The organism is Micromonospora parva (assembly GCF_040649675.1).
In the GTDB taxonomy this organism is placed as follows: Bacteria; Actinomycetota; Actinomycetes; order Mycobacteriales; family Micromonosporaceae; genus Micromonospora; species Micromonospora parva.
The window spans coordinates 134043-152045 of the sequence record NZ_JBEZFX010000012.1; the positions used below are offsets into that span (position 1 = coordinate 134043).

Below are 18003 nucleotides of genomic sequence, written 5' to 3' on the forward strand. Positions count from 1 at the left end.
GACGGCCGGAGCCCGAGGTGCAGCGACAGCGTGATCCCGAGAAGGAGGTGCCCGTGCCGGACGCTGACGAACTCGTCGCCAGTGCGCTCGCGGCGGTACGCGGCACTGACGTTCGGCACGCCGAACGGCAGCTGGACCACCTGATGGTCGGCACCGGCGTCGCGGACGGCACCACGGCTGTGGACGAGGCACTGCTGCGTCGCCTGGTCCGTGCTCTCGGCCAGCTGTGGCTGCGCGGGTGGCAGCCGGTCGACGTGGACCGGATCACCGGTCGGCGGCTCGACGCCCGGGCGGCCCGGCTGGTCCGCCACGCGATGGCGGTTCAGCGCCGCGACCAGGCCGAGCCGGTCCCGGCCTGGTGGGACGACCAGCTACGCGCGTTGGCGGCAACCACTGGTGACGACCGCAGCGTGCTGACCAGCTGGGCGGCCCGGGAGGGGCTGGACCGGGCGGACGCGCTCCGGACCGCAGTGGACACCCTCGCGCTGGTGGAGAGCCTGCCGCCGATCGCCGTGCTGCGCCCACCGCCGGGCACCAGCGGCGCGGCGCTGTCGCGCGCCGCCGGCCCGGCTCGCAGCGGGTCACCGATGCTCGATCGGGTACGCGCGCTGCTGGCCAAGGCCGAGTCGACCACCTTTCCGGCGGAGGCGGAGGCGTTGACCGGTAAGGCCCAGGAGCTGATCGCCCGGCACAGCATCGACGAGGCGCTGCTGGCCGCCGGGGCGGAGAGCGGCGACCTGCCCGGCGGGGTGCGGCTGAGCACCGACACCCCGTACGCGGGCGCGAAGGCGCTGCTGGTGCAGGAGGTGGCGGCGGCGAACCGGTGCGAGGCGGTCTGGTCCGACGATCTCGGCTTCGCGACCGTGCTGGGCTGGCCCGCCGACCTGGTGGCGGTGGAGTTGCTCTACACGTCGCTGCTGGTCCAGGCCACTGCGGCGATGCTGCGCGGGCGCGCCGAGCGGCGGCCGGGGTCGGGGCGGCGGACGAAGGTCTGGGACGAGTCCTTCCTCAACGCGTTCGCGCTGCGGATCGGCGAGCGGCTGCGGACGGCCACCGAGGCGGCCACGGATGCGGCAACCGACGCGGACCAGGCAACGGCCGGGGCGGAACGGTTGTTGCCGGTGCTCGCGGCGCGGGGCGAGGCGGTCCGGGAGCGGCTGGACACGCTCTTCCCCGGGGTCACCCGGCGCCGGCTCAGCGTGCGCGACGCCGAGGGCTGGTCGTCCGGCACCTCGGCCGCCGACCGGGCGTCACTGGACGTCGGCGGCGGTCGGAAACCCCGGCAGGTGCCCGGTCGACCCGATCCGCGCTGAACGCTGCGGCGTGGGACCGCCCTCGGCGCCGGTTTCTGCGCTTTTCTTCGGTACGCGGTAGGGATCGGGGGAACGGCTCCGACCCTCCGGTGAGCCGCGCCCCGATCGGGGTGCGACCTGAGCCTGAGGAGCATCGCCGTGAAGTACATGCTGCTGATCTGGAACCGGCCCGGCTTCACCGAGGGGCTGAGCGAGCAGGATCGCACCGCCCTCTTCGGTGAGGTCGACGAGATCATGAAGGAGCTGACCGAGACCGGCGAGCTGATCGGCGGCCAGGCGTTGGCCAATCCGTCGCAGACGTTGACGGTCCGACTCGTCGATGGCAGCCCCGAGGTTCTCGACGGTCCGTTCATGGAGAGCAAGGAGCAGTTCGCGGGCTACCTGGCAGTGGACTGTGACAGCCCGCAGCGGGCTGCCGAGATCGCCGCCCGCTGGCCGGACGTCCGGTACGGCGGCGCGATGGAGGTCCGCCCGATCATGGATGAGGCCGGGACGGAGATGTGACCGGGGACCGGACGGTCGAGGACCTGCTGCGCACCTTCGCGCCGCAGGTCCTCGGCCTGCTGGTCCGTCGGCACGGGCAGTTCGACAGGTGCGAGGACGCGGTCCAGGAGGCGTTGCTCGCCGCCGCGACGCAGTGGCCCGCGCAGGGCGTACCGGACAATCCGCGCGCCTGGTTGCTCACCGTGGCCACCCGCCGGCTCACCGACGAGTGGCGCAGCGAGAGCGCGCGCCGGGACCGCGAGGTGGCGGTGGCGCGACGCGAGCCGGCGTACGCCGGGGTGGCGCCGGCGGCCGACGCGGAGCCCAACGTTCCGGCCGACGATGACACCCTCACGCTGCTGTTCCTCTGCTGCCACCCGGCGTTGCCCGGGTCGGCGCAGGTGGCGCTCACCCTGCGGGCGGTCGGTGGTCTCAGCACCGCCCAGATCGCCCGGGCGCACCTGGTGCCCGAGGCGACGATGAGCCAACGCATCCGGCGGGCCAAGCAGCGGATCGAGGCCGCCGGGGCCCGGTTCACCCTGCCCGGGCCGGCGGAGCGGGCCGAGCGGCTGGGGGCGGTGCTGCGGGTGCTCTACCTGATCTTCAATGAGGGCTACACCGCGTCCAGTGGCCCGGACCTGCGCCGGGCCGAGTTGACCGGCGAGGCGATCCGGCTGGCCCGCATCCTGCGCGGGCTGCTGCCCGACGACGGTGAGGTGACCGGGCTGCTGGCGCTGATGCTGCTGACCGACGCGCACCGGGCGGCGCGGGTGGGGCCGGACGGAGAGTTGGTGCCGCTGGCCGAGCAGGACCGCTCCCGGTGGGACGCCGCCGCCATCGCGGAGGGGGTCGCGCTGATCACCGAGGCGTTGACCTGGTCGCCACCGGGCCCGTACCAGCTCCAGGCGGCGATCGCCGCGGTGCACGCCGAAGCCCCGACAGCGGCCGAGACGGACTGGCGGCAGATCGTGGCGCTCTACCGGTTGCTGGCCCGGGTCGCGCCGAACCCGATGGTCACCCTGAACCAGGCGGTGGCGGTGGCCATGGTCGACGGGCCCCGGGCCGGGCTCGCCCTGCTCACGCCGTTGGACGCCGACGACCGCACGGCCGGACACCACCGGCTGGCCGCCGTCCGGGCTCACCTGTTGGAGCTGGCCGGGGAGGTCGGTGCGGCGCGGGAGGCGTACCTGGCCGCGGCGCGTGGCACCACGAGCCGACCGGAGCAGCGGTACCTGGAGGTGCGGGCGGCCCGGCTGACCGGCCAGGAGTGACCGGCGACATCTTGCCATTTCGGCAATTAACTTTGCACATTGCCCCGGTGCCCGGTCACAGTCGTGGGCGACGCGCGAAGGAGCAGGCACCGATGACCGAACAGCACGAGTTCGACAGGGACTACTGGGAGCGGCACTGGCAGCAGGCGCACCCCGGCCGTCCCGGCGCGATGAGCACCAGCCCCGCACACCCGTACCTGGCCCGGGAGACCGGCGGCCTGTCGCCGGGCTCGGCGCTGGACGCCGGGTGCGGCGCCGGTGCCGAGGCGATCTGGCTCGCCTCCCACGGCTGGCAGGTCACCGCCGTCGACATCGCCCCCGTCGCCCTCGCCCGAGCCGCCGAACGCGCGGCCGAGAGCGGGGTGTCCGAGCGGGTGCGATGGGTGGCGGCGGACCTGACGGCCTGGGCCCCGGAAACGCCGTTCGACCTGGTCACCACGCACTACGCGCACCCCGCGATGCCGCAGCTGGACTTCTACCAGCGCATCGCCGGGTGGGTGGCGCCCGGCGGCACCCTGCTGATCGTCGGGCACCTGCACAGCTCCGAAGCCACCGGCCACGGCCATGGGCATGGGCACCACCCGCCCGACGAGGCGTCGGTCACCCTCGCGGACATCACCGCCGGCCTGGACGACGCCACCTGGGAGATCGTCACCGCCGAGGATCACCGCCGCATGATGCCGGGTCGGGAAGCCCCGCTGGCCGACGTGGTCGTCCGCGCCATCCGACGACGCTGAGCCGGGCCGGGTGGCGCGGGACCACCCGGCCCGGCGGCGCGATCACACCTCGGGTTCGACGGCCGGGCAGCTGGCGCCCCGAGCGGGCACCGCCTGATCGATCAGGTAGGCGTCGACGGCTCGTGCCACGCACGGGCTGCTGGTGTAGCTGCCGTGTCCCCACCCGTCATAGGTGAGCAGCGCGCCGTGTCGGCCCAACTGTCGGGCCACGTTGCGCGCCCAGCCGTAGCCGCTGGCCGGGTCGTGCACGGTGGCGGCGAGCAGCAGCGGCACCTCGGTGTGGACCCGGAGCCGATGCTGCGGGTTGGCGACCGGCGTCGGTGTGCCCAGGCAGGTGACCAGGGCGAACAGCGCCGGCGGGTAGCGCAGGTCCGGCGCGAGCCGGGCCGCCCGTCCCAGGTGCCCGACGTACTCCCGGTAGTCCCGGACCGGCAGGTTCCAGTCCTGACAGAAAACCGCGAAGGGGTACGGAGCCACGGCCTCGTCCGCCAGCGGGCGGACGCTGGATGTGGTGGCGGCGCCTTCCAGTCGGACGATCCACTCGGCCAGCTCCGGCCACCGCCAGGTGTCGTAGAGCTTCTTGTGGGCGAGGCGGCTCAACTCGAACGGGGCGAGCGCCGCCCCGGCCCGGTCCGGGTCGGGCAGTGAGCCCCGCTCCGCCCGGGCGTGCAGCCCGGCCCAGCTGGCGCGCACGTCGCGACCGTGCAGGACGCAGTCGACCGAGCGGGCGCACCAGGCCAGGAACTCGTCGAACGCGCCCTCCGCGGTGACAGCCTGGGTGTCCAGGAAGGCGCGGGTGCCGAGGCTGTGATCCATCGACGCCTCCAGCACCATGGCCCGGACCCGGTCGGGGTACAGCTCGGCGTACCGCTGCCCGAGCACTGTGCCGTACGAACTGCCGTGGAAGGTCAGCTGCCGCTCGCCGAGCGCGGCGCGGACCGCGTCCAGGTCACGGGCGGCGCTGGTGCTGTCGACGTGGTCGTAGAGCGCCCCGGTGCGGGCCCGACAGTCGGCGCGCAGCAGCGTGTTGTTGGCCAGGACGGCATCGAACTGGGCCTGGTCGGCGATCAGCTGCGGTTGCCGGGCGAGCAGGTCCCGGGCACAGATCACCGGGTGACTGCCGCCGGTGCCGCGTGGGTCGAAGCTGACGATGTCGAACCGGGCACGCAGGTCGGCACTGAACCGGGAGCTGCCGTTCACCACCCGGTCGACCCCGCTGTCGCCCGGACCTCCGGGGCCGAAGACCAGCGCGCCCTGCCGGGTGGACGGGTCGGCGACCCGGCGGGCCAACGACAGGTCGAAGCGCTCACCCCGGGGCCGGTCCCAGTCCACCGGCAGCGACAGGGTGCCGCACTCGGCGCTGGCGTCCGTGGCGCAGGGCCGCCAGTCGATCGTCGGGGCGGACTGTTGTCGGGCGGCGGCCGGGCTCGCCGGGGTCAGGCCGGCGGCGGTGAGGGCCAGGGCGACCGCCCAGCCCACTGCGGATTTGCGTACGCGCAGCATGAGGTGCTGTCCTCTCCTCAAAGGAGCGTTGCCGGTGAAACTCGCCCACTGGGCGAGGTGATGCTGCTTCCACCCGGGCCGTCGAGTAGCCGCTCGACGGCCCGGGGCCTCTCGCCCGCCGGGTCAGTCGACCTCGCGCAGGACGCGTTCCAGCGTGGTCATCCGGGTCTCCATCCCGCCGAGCCGGCCATCCATCGCCGCGAGCAGTCGGGTGTTCTCCGCCTGGGCCTGCGCGGCCGTCTCGGCGAGCCGGCGGTAGTCGTCCGCGCGGGCCGCCTCGTACCGGGCCCGCCGGGTCTTGGCGATCTGGACGACGGTCACGGTGACCACGCTGATCAGGAAGCCGAAGATGCCGATCGCGCCGACCACCTCGGTCCAGTCGTGCTCGCTCATCGCGGGGCTCCTGGCTGCTCGCCCGAGTCGGGCACGGTCAGCGTCTCGACGGCCGCCGCGATGACCGCGGGGGTGAGTGTGAGCACGAACGGCTCCACCTCGTAGTAGTTCATGGCCTTCCCGTCCTCCGACAACTCCAGGCGAGCGGTGACCAACCCGGCCGCCGCCAGCTTCCGTAGGTGGACCTGCAACAGCGCCCGGCTGATGCCCAGTTGCCGGGCCAGCCCGCTGACGTACGCACGCTCGCGGGCCAGCGCGGCGACGACCCGCAGTCGGTGCGGGTTGGCCAGGGTGGCCAGCACCCGGACCAGGTCGTCGCCGGTCGGCGGTGGAGCGGTGCTCATAACCAGCCCTTGCACATGCCAAGGAAAGTTAGCAGGTGCCGGCGCGCGGCAGGGTGGGACGAAAGCGGAATCAGGGGGATCTCAGGGTCACGAAAAGGCCCGGACACACAGCACGCCGGGCCGGTGATGATCACCGGCCCGGCGTGCGGGTTACGTCGTACGTCAGCTCTTGAAGGCGTCCTTGATCTTCTCGCCCGCCTGCTTGAGCTTGGCGGTGGACTGGTCAGCGCGACCCTCCGCCTCCAGCTGCTCGTTGTCGGTGGCCCGACCGGCGCCTTCCTTCAGCTTGCCGGTCGCGTCCTCGGTGGCGTTGTTGATCTTGTCGTCGAATCCCATTGCCAACCTCCATTGCCAGCGTCGCTACAACCACAGAGGTACCCCCACTGTCACCGGCTCAACCGTCACCGTCGTCACAGATCGGCAGCGGCCGGACGAAAGCGACGCAGCCGCAGGCTGTTGGCCACCACGAAGACCGACGAGAGCGCCATCGTGGCACCGGCGATCATCGGGTTGAGCAGCCCGGCGGCGGCCAACGGGAGGGCCGCCACGTTGTAGCCGAACGCCCAGAACAGGTTGCCCCGGATGATGCCGAGCGTGCGTCGGGACAACCGGATGGCGTCCACCGCGGCGTCCAGGTCGCCCCGGACCAGGGTGAGGTCAGCCGCCTCGATCGCCACGTCGGTGCCGGTGCCCATGGCCAGCCCCAGATCGGCCTGGGCCAGTGCCGGGGCGTCGTTCACCCCGTCACCCACCATCGCCACCGACCGCCCCTCGGCCTGGAGCCGTTTGACCACGTCGACCTTCCCGGCCGGCAGCACCTCGGCGATCACCTCGTCGACACCCACCTCGGCGGCGACAGCACGAGCCACTGTGGTGTTGTCCCCGGTGAGCAGGACCGGGGTCAGCCCCAGCCCGCGCAGCCGGGCCACCGCCGCCCGGCTGCTCGGCCGAACCACGTCGGCGACCGCGAGCACGCCGCGCGCCCGCCCGTCCCAGCCGGCGACGATCGCCGTCCGGCCGGCGGCCTCCGCGTCACGCACTGCCCACTCGACCTCCGGTGGTACGTCGAACCCGCGCTCGCGCAGCAGCCGCACCCGGCCGACCAGCACGGCCCGGCCGTCGACAGTGCCGGTCACCCCCAACCCTTCGAGGTTGCCGAAGCCGGTCACCGGGGGCAGCACGCCCGCATCGGTGGCCGCGACGGCGACCGCACGGGCGATCGGGTGCTCGGAGGCGGCCTCCACCGCCCCGGCGAGCCGGAGCAGCTCGGCCCGGTCCACACCGCTGGCCGGCACCACGTCCACCAGCGTCATCCGTCCGGTCGTCACGGTGCCGGTCTTGTCGAGCACCACGGTGTCCACCCGGCGGGTCGACTCCAGCACCTCCGGTCCCTTGATCAGCACGCCGAGTTGGGCGCCCCGGCCGGTGCCGACCAGCAGCGCGGTCGGTGTGGCCAGGCCGAGCGCGCACGGACAGGCGATGATCAACACGGCCACGGCGGCGGTGAACGCGGCGGTCGGGCCCGCCCCGGTGCCGAGCCACCAGCCCAGCGTGCCGACGGCGAGGGTGATGACGATCGGCACGAACACTCCGGAGATCCGGTCCGCCAACCGCTGCACCGCCGCCTTGCCGCTCTGCGCCTGCTCCACCAGGTCAGCCATCCGGGCCAGCTGGGTGTCCGCGCCGACCCGGGTGGCAGTGACGATCAGCCGCCCGCCCGCGTTGATCGTCGCGCCCACCACGCCGTCGCCCGGGGCCACCTCGACCGGCACCGACTCACCGGTGAGCATGCTGGCGTCGACAGCCGAGGTGCCCTCGTCGACCACCCCGTCGGTGGCGATCTTCTCGCCGGGGCGGACCACGAACCGGTCGCCGACGACGAGCCGGTCCACCGGGATCAGGGTCTCCACGCCGTCGCGCAGCACCGCCACGTCCTTGGCGCCGAGGTCGAGCAGGGCCCGCAGGGCGGCACCGGCGGTGCGCTTGGACCGGGCCTCGAAGTAGCGGCCGGCCAGGATGAACACGGTGACCCCGGCGGCCGCCTCCAGGTAGATGTTGCCGGCGCCGTCGGTGCGGGTGATGTCGAAGCGGAACGGGTGCGTCATCCCGGGCATCCCCGCGTCACCGAGGAAGAGCGCCCACAGCGACCACCCGAACGCGGCCAACGTGCCGAGCGACACCAGTGTGTCCATCGTGGCCGCGCCGTGCCGCAGGTTCGTCCAGGCGGCCCGGTGGAACGGCAACCCGCCCCAGACCACCACCGGGGCGGCCAGGGTCAGCGACAGCCACTGCCAGTAGTCGAACTGCCAGGCCGGGACCATGGCCAGCAGGACCACCGGCACGCTCAGGGCCACCGAGACCCAGAGCCGGGTACGCGGGCCCCGCAACGGGTCGACCGGAGGCTCCGCGCTGGGCGGGGCCGGCAGCGCCGCCGCGTAACCGGTCTTCTGGACGGTCTCGATCAGGTCGTCCGGCGTGACGTCGTCGGCGTACCGGACTGTCGCCTTCTCGGTGGCGTAGTTGACGGTGGCGCTCACCCCGTCCATCCGGTTGAGCTTCTTCTCGATCCGGGCGGCGCACGCGGCGCAGGTCATCCCACTGATCGCGAGTTCGATCCGGTTCGGCGCCTCGGGCAGCGGTCTGCTGGTGGTGGTCATCGTCTGGTCCCGTCAGTTGTGTCCGTGCCCGGGGGTGCCGTGGTCGGCCGTGCCGGTCGGCGTGGGCCCGCTCGGGCCGCTGACGTCTCCGGCCGGGGCAGCGCCGGCGACGACGGTGAACTCGGCGGTGCGCACCTGCCCGCCGTGCTTGAAGTCGAGGTAGAGCCGGTAGCTGCCGGCCGAGGGCACCTCGGCGAGGAAGGTGACGGCCGGGCCGGGCTGGGTACGCCCGTCGCCTGGCGTCCCGTCCGGGTGCACGTGCAGGTACGCCAGGTCACCCCGGCGCAGCGCCACCAGGTGCCCGTACGCGCCCAGGTAGGGCTCCAGGTCGGTGACCGGCTGCCCGTCCCGGCTGATGCTCAGGGTCAGCGACGACGTGCGGCCCGGCTGCGGCGCACCGGTCAGGGTGACCGTGTAGCCGTCGACGGTGGTGCTGGTCGCCGGGGCGGGCAACGGCCGTTCGGTCAGCTCGCCGGGGACTGTCACGTCGACGCCGAGGGTCAGCGGCTCACCCCCGGTCGGGGTGAAGTCGGCGAACGCCCGCCACTGCCCGGGGCCGGCCACCGGGGTGTCGACCCGCCAGGTGCCGTCCGGGGCCAGCTCGGGGTGGACGTGGCGGAAGCCGGAGAGGTCCCGTCGGGCGACGATCAGGTGCATCTGCTTGTCGTGCGCCACCTCGTACCGGGTGACCGGTCGGCCGTCCGGGCCGGCGATCCGGAAGGCGAACTCGCCGGCCGGGGCGTCGACCGGTTCGAGGGTGTAGCCGTTCTCGGAGACGAGCAGCCCGCCGGGGAGCTGGTCGGCCGCCCCGCCGTGCTCGTCCGCCGGCGGGGCGGCGGCAGTGTCGTGCCGGCTCTCGGCGACCGGGGCGGGGTCGACGACCCGGCCGATCCCGTAGGTGGCGCCGAAGACCGCCGTCAGGCCGACGGCGAACCCGGCCAGTTTCGTCACGGTACGCACGCCGGCCCTCCGATCACGCGTCGACGAGGTCGTAACCGGCCTCGTCGACGGCGGCCCGGACGACGGCGGTGTCCAGCGGCTGATCGCTGCTGACGGTGACCCGGCCGGAGGCGAGGTCGACCTGGACGTCTGACACGCCAGCGATGGCACCGACCTCGGCGCTCACCGCGCTGACGCAGTGCCCACAGGTCATGCCCTGCACCTGGTACGTCGTGTTGACCATCGGATCGTCTCCTTTACGGTACCGGTACCCGGTGGGGGTATCCAACCGGAACACGACCGTACCATACCCCCCAGGGGTACGCTATCCTGGTCGGCATGACCGCACCCACCCCGATCCGCGGATACACCGCCAGCAAGGACCAGCTGCTCGCGCGGCTCCGCCGCGTCGAGGGCCAGGTCCGGGGCATCGAGAAGATGGTCGACGACGACCGCTACTGCATCGACGTGCTCACCCAGATCTCCGCGATCCAGGCCGCCCTCGACAAGGTGGCCCTCGGGCTGCTCGACGGGCACGCCCGGCACTGCATGCACGAGGGCGCCGCCGAGGGCAGGGCCGACGAGATGGCCACCGAGATGATGGCGGCGGTCGGCCGGCTCATGAAGCGCGGCTGACGGGCGTCAGTCCGGCACGGGATAGAGACGGACCCGCCGCAGCAACTGCGCGTTGAGCGCCACCACGATGGTGGACGCCGACATCAGCACCGCGGCCACCGCCGGGCTCAACGTCACGCCGGCCCCGGCCAGCACCCCGGCGGCCAGCGGCAGCGCCACCACGTTGTAGCCGGCCGCCCAGGCCAGGTTCTGTCGCATCTTCCGGTACGACGCGCGGGACAGCCGGACCACCGCACCCACCCCGCGCGGGTCCGAGGACGCCAGCACCACCCCGGCGGACTCGATCGCCACATCGGTGCCCGCGCCGATGGCGATGCCCACGTCCGCTCGGGCCAGCGCCGGCGCGTCGTTCACCCCGTCGCCCACCATCGCCACCACCAACCCCCGCCGCTGCAGGTCGGCCACCCGATCGTCCTTCTCCGCCGGCAGCACCTCGGCGAAGACCTCGTCGACGCCGGGCCGGAACCCGAGGTCGGCGGCGACCGCCTCGGCCACCGACCGCGCGTCACCGGTGATCATGGCGATGGTGCGGACACCCTCGGCCCGCAGCTCGTCGACGGCGCGCCGGGCCTCCGGACGCACCTCGTCGGTCAGCGCGAACGCACCGAGCACGGCGTCCGGCAGCCGCACCAGGTGCAGCACCGCGGCACCCCGCGCCGACCACCGCCCGGTCGCCACCTCCAGCTCGGCCGGCAACGACACGTCCAGCTCCCGCAGCAGCGTCGGCCCGCCCACCGCGTACCGCGTACCGTCGATGGTCGCCTGCACCCCGCGGCCCGGCAGCGACCGGAATTCGGCGGCACGGGCCGGGCCGGTCGACCCGGCCGCCGCCACTATCGCCCGGGCCAACGGATGTTCGCTCTCCGACTCGACGCCGGCCGCGATCCGCAACACCTCGTCCCGCTCGACGCCAGGCACCGTCACCAGGTCGGTCACCCCGTGCTCGCCCCGGGTCAGGGTGCCGGTCTTGTCGAAGAGCACCGCGCCGACGGTCCGCATCCGTTCCAACGCCAGTCGGTCCTTGACCAGGATCCCGGACCGCGCGGCGAGCGCGGTGGAGAGCGCGACGACCAGGGGGATGGCGAGACCCAGCGCGTGCGGGCAGGCGATCACCAGGACGGTGACCGCACGGACCACCGCCTCGTCCGGCTGACCGAGCGCGGTCCAGACCAGCACGGTCAGCACGGCGGTGCCGGTGGCCAGGTAGAACAGCGCGGCGGCGAACCGGTCGGCCAGCAACTGGGCGCGCCCACCCGAGCCCTGCGCCTGCGCGACCATCCGCTGGATGCCGGCGAGGGCCGTCTGCTCACCCACCGCCTCGACGCGTACCCGGATCGCCGAGTCGGTGGCGACGGTGCCGGCCACCACCCGGTCGCCCGTCGACCGGGCGACCGGTCGCGACTCGCCGGTGATCATCGACTCGTCCAGCTCGGCGCCGCCCTCGACGACCCGACCGTCCGCCGGCACCCGACCTCCCGGCCGGACCAGCACCACGTCGCCGATCCGCAGACCGGCCACCGGCACCGCCTCGACCCGACCGTCGGCCGCCACCCGTTCGGCCTCGTCCGGTAGCAGCGCGGCCAACGCCGCCAGCGCCCCCCGGGCCTGCCCGATGGCCTTCATCTCCTGCCAGTGCCCGAGCAGCATGATGGTGACCAGCGCGGCCAACTCCCACCAGAAGTCCAGGTCGAACGCGCCGACGCTGGTCGCCAGGGACGCGGTGTAGGCGACGGTGATCGCCATCGCGACCAGCAGCATCATCCCCGGTGCCCGGTCCCGCACCTCCCGGACCGCGCCGACCAGGAACGGCCAACCGCCCCACCAGAACACCACCGAGCCGAGCACCGGGCCCACCCAGGACCGGCCGGGGACGTCGTCCAAGGCCAGGCCCAGCTGGTCCGACACGAGATGACTCGTCAGCACCACCGGGACGGTCAACACCAGGCAGACCCAGAACCGGCGGCGGAACATCGCCGGATCGTGCCCGGCGTGCTTGTCGTGCCCGGAATGATCGGAATGCCCGGCGGGCCTCTCGTGCGGCATCGGTCCGGCGTGCCGATGGTCGGGGTCGGACGGCGACGGAGCGGGCATAGCTCCAACATGCCGGTCCGAGGGCCGCCACGCGAGCGATTCGGCCACCGACACTCCGCCACGACCTGCGACCCCGCCACGGGCTGGCTAGCATCTCCCCCGATGGCCCTCCGTATGCCGCCGCACAGTCGGGCACTGTCGCCGCCACGACGTGACGTCGGCTCCGACCGGCCGGGCCGAGCACTGACCGTCCGTGATCAAGCGGTCGTCAGGCAGCGAATCGTCCCGCCGACCGCCGCGTTTCCACCGAAACGGTGAACCGCCCGGCTCGCTGACCCGTACCCCGCACCGGATCGTTGGGAGTCTCGCCTTGGGTACCGACCACACCCGCCCGGCTCTGTCCGCCCCACCGAGGGTGCGACGGATCCTCGTCGTGACGGTGGTACCCCTCTTCGTCGCCACCGTGCTCGCCGCGGTGCTGCTCTGGCCGCGCGGCGGGTCACCGCAGACCGACGGCGGCGCTGACGTGCCGCGCTACCCCGGCACTGTCACCCGGGTGGTGAACGAGCCGTGCCCGCCGGCGGCGTCGGTCCCCGAGGGCACCCCGAGGGTCGGCAACGGACGGTGCGGCACCGTCGACGTCCGGGTGGACGACGGGCCGACCGCCGGCCAGCAGGTACGGACGCCGGTGCCGGACGGGCCCGGCGCACCCCGGGTCGAGGTCGGCGACGAGGTCATCCTGGTCGAGCTGACCGATCCCACCGATCCCAGCACCAGCAACTGGAACATCGCCGAACACCAACGCGGCACCCCGATGATCTGGCTGGCGGTGGTCTTCGCGGCCGCGATCGTCGCGTTCGGTCGGTGGCGGGGTCTGGCCGCGCTCGCCGGACTGGCCGCCAGCTTCGCCATCCTGCTCACCTTCGTGCTCCCGGGTATCGGTGCCGGCAGGTCACCCCTGCTGGTGGCGGTGGTCGGCGCGGCCCTGATCATGTTCGTGGTGCTCTATCTGACGCACGGGGTCACCGCACAGACCTCGGTCGCCGTGCTCGGCACCCTGGGCAGCCTGGTGCTGACCGGCGTACTCGCCACCATCGCCACGGCCGCCACCCACCTCACCGGCTTCGGCAGCGAAGACGCCACCACCCTGTCGATGTTCCAGGGCGACGTCGACCTGCACGGACTGCTGCTCGCCGGGATCATCATCGGATCGCTCGGGGTGCTCGACGACGTGACGGTCACCCAGGCGGCCACCGTCACCGAACTGGCCAACGCCAACCCCGGCCTCACCCGGTTGCAGCTGTACCGGGCGGCCACCCGCGTCGGCCGCGCGCACATCGCCTCCACTGTCAACACCATCGTGCTGGCGTACGCGGGCGCGTCGCTGCCCCTGCTGCTCCTGCTCACCGCCGACGCGCGACCGATCGGGCAGATCCTCACCAGTGAGTTCCTCGCCCAGGAGATCGTCCGCAGCGCGGTCGCCACCCTCGGTCTGATCGCCGCCGTGCCGCTGACCACCGGGCTGGCCGCGGTGGTGACCGCCGCCGGGCGTACCGACGCCGTGCCGCCGGCCGACGCTCCCGCCGCGCGCCCCCAGCCGGACCGCAGCGAGGCACTCGCCGCCCTCAGCTCACCGCGAACGGCCGGCTCCAACGAGCCGGACCGGCAGCGGGCCGCACCCCCACCCGAGGCCGCCGACCGGTGGCCGGAGTCGAACAGGAGCACGGATACGGCATGGTGACACTCCTCAGCGTGACCAGATCGGGCAACCACCCTGAGAACCACGTCACTGGTCACTCAACGCTATGGCGAAATGACGCTTTTGGTCGGCATCCAGGCGTAGCTCAGCCGGTCGACTCTCGGGTAACCTCGCTGCCGGTCACCGATGAAGGCGCGAAGCGGCGCCTGCGGTGCCACCGCCCAATCGCCAACCGGCGAGCCGGGGACCCAGGTACGTGGGGTGAATCCGCGTCAGCGGTAGGGGCCGCTTCCGCCCCGAACCCGTCAGCTAACCCGGTCGGCGGTCGACGGAAGGGAACATTGTGACGGCACCCCTACGCCGCTGGTTGACACCCGTGGTGGCCGTGATCGCCGCACTGACCGTGTTCGCCGGGCCACTCCCGGCGCACGCCGCCCCGACGAACCCCACACCGTCCGGGCACGAGGAGGACGGCGAGCCCAAGCTGCTCAACGACGTCATCGAGCAGGCCAACCGCGACTACTCCGCCGCCAAGTCCAAGCTGGACAAATCCAAGAAGCGGCAGAGCGAGTTGGCGGCCGAGGTCGACCGGGCCAACGCCGACCTGGCCGCACTGGCCCCGCAGGTCGGGCAGATCGCCGCCCAGGCCTACCGGACCGGCCGGATCGGCGCGATCGCGATGCTGCTGGAGAGCGACGCCCCCGACTCGTTCGTCCAGCGCGCCGCGGTGCTCGACGAGATGAACATGGTCAACGAGAAGAAGCTCTCCGAGGTCAACGAGGTGAAGGCCCGCGCCGAGCAGGCCAAGCTGGCCCTCGACACCGAGGTCCGCGAGCAGCAGAAGCAGACCGCCCTGATGGCGAAGCGGAAGAGCGAGGCCGACAAGGCGCTCTCCCTCGTCGGCGGCAAGGGCTTCACCGGCGGCCTGGTGGACGCCACCTCCCCGGTCGCGAAGATCGGCCCGGGTCGCACCGCCGACGGCGACTGGAAGCCCCAGTCGTGCAGCGAGAACGACCCCACCACGTCCGGCTGCGTCACCCCCCGCACGCTGCACGCGTACAAGGAGGTCAAGCGGGCCGGCTTCAACCGGTTCGTCGGCTGCTACCGCCCCGGCGGGCCGTGGGAGCACCCGAAGGGCCGCGCCTGCGACTGGTCGCTGCAGAAGAGCGGCTTCTCCCCGTGGCACAACAACGACACCCGGACGTACGGCAACAACGTCGCCGCGTTCCTCATCCGTAACGCCGACCGGCTCGGCATCTACTACGTGATCTGGAACCGGCAGATCTGGTTCCCGGCCACCGGCTGGAGTTCGTACAGCGGGCCGTCGAACCACACCGACCACGTCCACATGTCGCTGCTCTGACCCGTACGACCCCGGTTGAGGGCCGTTCCGCGTGACGCGGAGCGGCCCTCGTCATGTCACACGGTGGCAGGGGCAGCCGGGTCGGCCGGGGTGTCCAGCGTCGCGAAGCCAGCCGGCACGGCGGCAACCGGGCGCACCGCCCCGGCGGCCAGCCGGTAGGACATCCCCACCACCGCGCACCGCCCCCGGGCCACCTCGTCGGCCAGCACCGGGGACTGCCCGAGCAACGTCTCGACGGTCTGTGCGATGTGGATGTCGACGATGCCGTCGATGTCGTCCACGCCCTCGGCCTCGGCCCGGCGCAGGCTGGGCAGCACGGCGTCGACCACCGCGCCCAGGTGGCCGCTCGGCGCGGTGCCGGTCGCGGCGGACTCCCGGGCGGCCTGCACCGCACCGCACAGGTCGTGACCGAGCACCACCACCAGCGGAGTGCCGAGCACTGTCACCGCGTACTCGACGCTGCCGAGCACCTCCGGGCCGGCGGTGTGCCCGGCCGTGCGGACCACGAACAGGTCACCCAACCCGCGGTCGAAGATGATCTCGGCGGCCAGCCGGGAGTCGGAGCAGCCGACGATCACCGCGAACGGGTGCTGCCCGTCGGCGACGGCGGCCCGGTGCCCGGCGTCCTGGTTGGGATGGTGTGGCGCGCCGCCCACGAAGCGTCGATTGCCGGCGACCAGTTCGGCGTACGCCCGGCTCGGCTCACTGAGCACTGGCGCTCGATCGGTGGTCCGCTGCGTACCCGGCTGACCACCGGCGTTCCCGGCATGACTCATCCCGCACCTCGTCTCGACGCATCTCACCTGGTCAGACCGACTTTCCGCCGACCGGGCGGCGGGCGCTCAGTCGCGCTCCACCGTCACACGCACGCTAAGATGCGTCAAGGTATGCGTGATTTAGATTTCATACGTTGACCCCGGTCGCCCCCTGGGCAACCCTCCCAGGGCGGGGCGGACAAGACTCTCCGCGAGCAGGCGGACATCCGGAAGGGCGGTCAACGATGGCGAGCACTGTGACGGGCGACACCGACGGCGGGCGGAACTGGACGTTCCTCACCAATCACGGGCACGTCCTGCTGGCCATCGCCCGCAATCCGACCGCCCGGCTACGCGACGTCGCGGCCGAGGTCGGGGTCACCGAACGCGCCGCGCAGGCGATCGTGGCCGACCTGGAGGCGGGCGGCTACCTGCACCGCACCCGCGTCGGACGACGCAACGAGTACACCCTCAACCCGGCCGGCCGGTTCCGGCACCCGGCCGAGGCCGACCGACAGGTCGGCGACCTGCTCGCGCTGTTCGCCGACACCCCCACCGCGAAAGCGCACCCCCGGGCCTGACCTCGTCACCGGGGGGCGCTGCCCGACGGCAGCGGCGGTAACCTTTGCGGGTGCGCGAATGCCCGCCGTTGAGCGCGACCTCGTCCCGACGTGCCCTTCGCGGCGTCCTCAGTGGAACGCTGGCGGCAGTGCTCGGCGCTGGCCTGGTGGCACCCTCCCCCGCGGCGGCGGCACCGCCGCTGTGCGGTCCCCCCGGCTCCGACGGCCTGACCCAGATGCCGTGGGCGCTCCGCCGCCTGGAGCCGTCCTCGGCGTGGCCGCTGTCCCGGGGCGCCGGGGTCACGGTGGCCGTGATCGACTCCGGAGTCTCCGCCGCCCACCCGCTCCTCAAGGGGCAGGTGCTCGAGGGTCGCGACTTCAACGGCCTACCGGCCCGGCAGGGCCAGTGCGACGAGGCCGGGCACGGCACGCTGATCGCCGGCATCATCGCGGGCCGGGAGGGCACTGTCGTCCCCTTCACCGGCATCGCCCCGGCCGCCCGCATCCTGCCGATCCGGGTGCTGCCACAGCTCGGGGCGGTAAGCGATCCGCAACTCCCCGCCCAGATCGCGGCAGCCATCGACTGGGCGGTCGCGCAGGGCGCCGACGTGATCAACCTGTCCCTCACGACGATTCCCCGCCCCGAGCTGACGGCGGCCGTCGAGCGGGCGCTGGACAAGGGCGTGGTGCTGGTCGCCGCCGCCGGCAACCGGTCGGAGGATTCCCAGAACCTGCCGGGCTACCCGGCCGCGTATCCCGGAGTGATCGCCGTCGGTGGCGTGGACGAGCAGGGCAGCCACGTCGGCACCTCGATCAGCGGCGACTACGTCGACATCGCCGCACCGGGAATGAACATCGTCGGGCCGGCGCCCGGAAACAGCGGCTACCGCACCGTGCCGGAGGGCGGGACCAGCTACGCGGCCGCGTACGTCTCGGGAGTGGCCGCGCTGGTCCGGGCCGCCTACCCGAGTCTCAACCCGCAGCAGGTCGCGGATCGGCTGAAGCGCACCGCGGACAACCCACCCGAGGGTCAGAACGCCGACATCGGCCACGGAATGGTCAACCCGTACCGGGCGGTGTCGAGCCTGCTCGGCACCCGGACGAACCCGCCCGTCGGCGCGCTGCCGGCGCCGGCCGTGCGGGACGACCCGCTGAGCTGGCAGCGTCCCACCGCGATCTGGGCGGCGGTCATCGGCGCGCTGCTCGCCGGGCTGCTGCTGGTCGCCCGGCCGATCATGACCCGGGGCCGCCGACGCGACTGGCGCCCCGGCCGACGCACCGACGCACCGACCGCCGGTTGAGCGGCGCACCGCGACGCG

The 18003-nt window shown here is 73.1% G+C and carries 18 protein-coding genes and 1 riboswitch; of the genes, 9 read left to right on the forward strand and 9 right to left on the reverse strand.

The features are described from left to right. The first annotated feature begins 53 nt into the window (after nucleotides 1–53). The 4 genes from AB0C03_RS27045 (at nucleotide 54) to AB0C03_RS27060 (ending at nucleotide 3804) form a co-directional block, all read left to right on the forward strand. On the forward strand, nucleotides 54–1313 hold the full coding sequence (locus tag AB0C03_RS27045; protein WP_036410967.1) for a DUF2786 domain-containing protein: 1260 nt from the start codon (nucleotides 54–56) through the stop codon (nucleotides 1311–1313). Between the two features lie 147 nt (nucleotides 1314–1460). After that, nucleotides 1461–1817, forward strand: a complete 357-nt coding sequence (locus AB0C03_RS27050) for a YciI family protein (protein ID WP_245233552.1) — start codon at nucleotides 1461–1463, stop codon at nucleotides 1815–1817. Continuing rightward, entirely contained in the window at nucleotides 1814–3067 is a 1254-nt protein-coding gene (locus AB0C03_RS27055; protein WP_030329526.1) for an RNA polymerase sigma factor, read from the forward strand. Before AB0C03_RS27050 ends, AB0C03_RS27055 begins: the two co-directional genes overlap by 4 nt. Before the next feature lie 92 nt (nucleotides 3068–3159). Then, nucleotides 3160–3804 (forward strand): class I SAM-dependent methyltransferase, encoded by a 645-nt coding sequence (locus AB0C03_RS27060; RefSeq protein ID WP_357639697.1) that lies wholly within the window; start codon nucleotides 3160–3162, stop codon nucleotides 3802–3804. Between the two features lie 42 nt (nucleotides 3805–3846). Here the strand turns inward: AB0C03_RS27060 and AB0C03_RS27065 are convergent, their stop codons facing one another. The 7 genes from AB0C03_RS27065 to AB0C03_RS27095 form a co-directional block, all read right to left on the reverse strand. Next, nucleotides 3847–5307, reverse strand: coding sequence for an alpha/beta hydrolase (locus tag AB0C03_RS27065; protein WP_030329530.1), 1461 nt, complete (start codon nucleotides 5305–5307; stop codon nucleotides 3847–3849). 123 nt (nucleotides 5308–5430) lie between these two features. Beyond that, nucleotides 5431–5700: a hypothetical protein gene (locus AB0C03_RS27070; RefSeq protein WP_030329531.1), complete on the reverse strand. Its 270-nt coding sequence runs from the start codon at nucleotides 5698–5700 to the stop codon at nucleotides 5431–5433. Continuing rightward, the gene (locus AB0C03_RS27075) at nucleotides 5697–6044 is read right to left on the reverse strand and encodes an ArsR/SmtB family transcription factor (RefSeq protein WP_030329532.1); all 348 of its coding nucleotides are present in this window, start codon (nucleotides 6042–6044) and stop codon (nucleotides 5697–5699) included. Before AB0C03_RS27075 ends, AB0C03_RS27070 begins: the two co-directional genes overlap by 4 nt. A gap of 162 nt (nucleotides 6045–6206) precedes the next feature. Then, nucleotides 6207–6380, reverse strand: a complete 174-nt coding sequence (locus tag AB0C03_RS27080; protein ID WP_036410891.1) for a CsbD family protein — start codon at nucleotides 6378–6380, stop codon at nucleotides 6207–6209. Nucleotides 6381–6454: 74 nt separating this feature from the next. Beyond that, the gene (locus AB0C03_RS27085) at nucleotides 6455–8701 is read right to left on the reverse strand and encodes a heavy metal translocating P-type ATPase (protein ID WP_030329534.1); all 2247 of its coding nucleotides are present in this window, start codon (nucleotides 8699–8701) and stop codon (nucleotides 6455–6457) included. Between the two features lie 12 nt (nucleotides 8702–8713). Continuing rightward, nucleotides 8714–9661, reverse strand: a complete 948-nt coding sequence (locus AB0C03_RS27090) for a DUF8832 domain-containing protein (protein WP_210864950.1) — start codon at nucleotides 9659–9661, stop codon at nucleotides 8714–8716. A gap of 13 nt (nucleotides 9662–9674) precedes the next feature. Continuing rightward, complete coding sequence (locus tag AB0C03_RS27095; RefSeq protein ID WP_030329539.1) at nucleotides 9675–9884, reverse strand: heavy-metal-associated domain-containing protein; 210 nt, start codon at nucleotides 9882–9884, stop codon at nucleotides 9675–9677. 95 nt (nucleotides 9885–9979) lie between these two features. On the opposite strand from AB0C03_RS27095, the gene AB0C03_RS27100 reads away from it, so the two are divergent. Further along, nucleotides 9980–10276 (forward strand): metal-sensitive transcriptional regulator, encoded by a 297-nt coding sequence (locus AB0C03_RS27100; protein ID WP_030329541.1) that lies wholly within the window; start codon nucleotides 9980–9982, stop codon nucleotides 10274–10276. 6 nt (nucleotides 10277–10282) lie between these two features. Here AB0C03_RS27100 and AB0C03_RS27105 read toward each other — a convergent pair whose 3' ends face one another. Beyond that, entirely contained in the window at nucleotides 10283–12319 is a 2037-nt protein-coding gene (locus tag AB0C03_RS27105) for a copper-translocating P-type ATPase (protein WP_357639704.1), read from the reverse strand. A gap of 358 nt (nucleotides 12320–12677) precedes the next feature. Here AB0C03_RS27105 and AB0C03_RS27110 point away from each other — a divergent pair, with 358 nt between their 5' ends. Both AB0C03_RS27110 and AB0C03_RS27115 read left to right on the forward strand, forming a co-directional pair. Beyond that, nucleotides 12678–14048, forward strand: coding sequence for a YibE/F family protein (locus tag AB0C03_RS27110; protein ID WP_357639707.1), 1371 nt, complete (start codon nucleotides 12678–12680; stop codon nucleotides 14046–14048). Nucleotides 14049–14214: 166 nt separating this feature from the next. Continuing rightward, a riboswitch (cyclic di-AMP (ydaO/yuaA leader) is annotated at nucleotides 14215–14345 on the forward strand. A gap of 4 nt (nucleotides 14346–14349) precedes the next feature. Further along, nucleotides 14350–15369 (forward strand): coiled-coil domain-containing protein, encoded by a 1020-nt coding sequence (locus AB0C03_RS27115; protein ID WP_030329547.1) that lies wholly within the window; start codon nucleotides 14350–14352, stop codon nucleotides 15367–15369. Nucleotides 15370–15425: 56 nt separating this feature from the next. On the opposite strand, the gene AB0C03_RS27120 is transcribed toward AB0C03_RS27115, so the two are convergent. Further along, nucleotides 15426–16145 carry a carbonic anhydrase gene (locus AB0C03_RS27120; RefSeq protein WP_210864952.1) on the reverse strand — a complete coding sequence of 240 codons (720 nt, stop codon included), beginning with the start codon at nucleotides 16143–16145 and terminating at the stop codon, nucleotides 15426–15428. Nucleotides 16146–16369: 224 nt separating this feature from the next. Here AB0C03_RS27120 and AB0C03_RS27125 point away from each other — a divergent pair, with 224 nt between their 5' ends. Beyond that, nucleotides 16370–16705 (forward strand): helix-turn-helix transcriptional regulator, encoded by a 336-nt coding sequence (locus AB0C03_RS27125; protein ID WP_357639710.1) that lies wholly within the window; start codon nucleotides 16370–16372, stop codon nucleotides 16703–16705. Nucleotides 16706–16755: 50 nt separating this feature from the next. Next, nucleotides 16756–17985, forward strand: a complete 1230-nt coding sequence (mycP, locus tag AB0C03_RS27130; RefSeq protein ID WP_357639713.1) for a type VII secretion-associated serine protease mycosin — start codon at nucleotides 16756–16758, stop codon at nucleotides 17983–17985. Nucleotides 17986–18003: the final 18 nt, after the last annotated feature.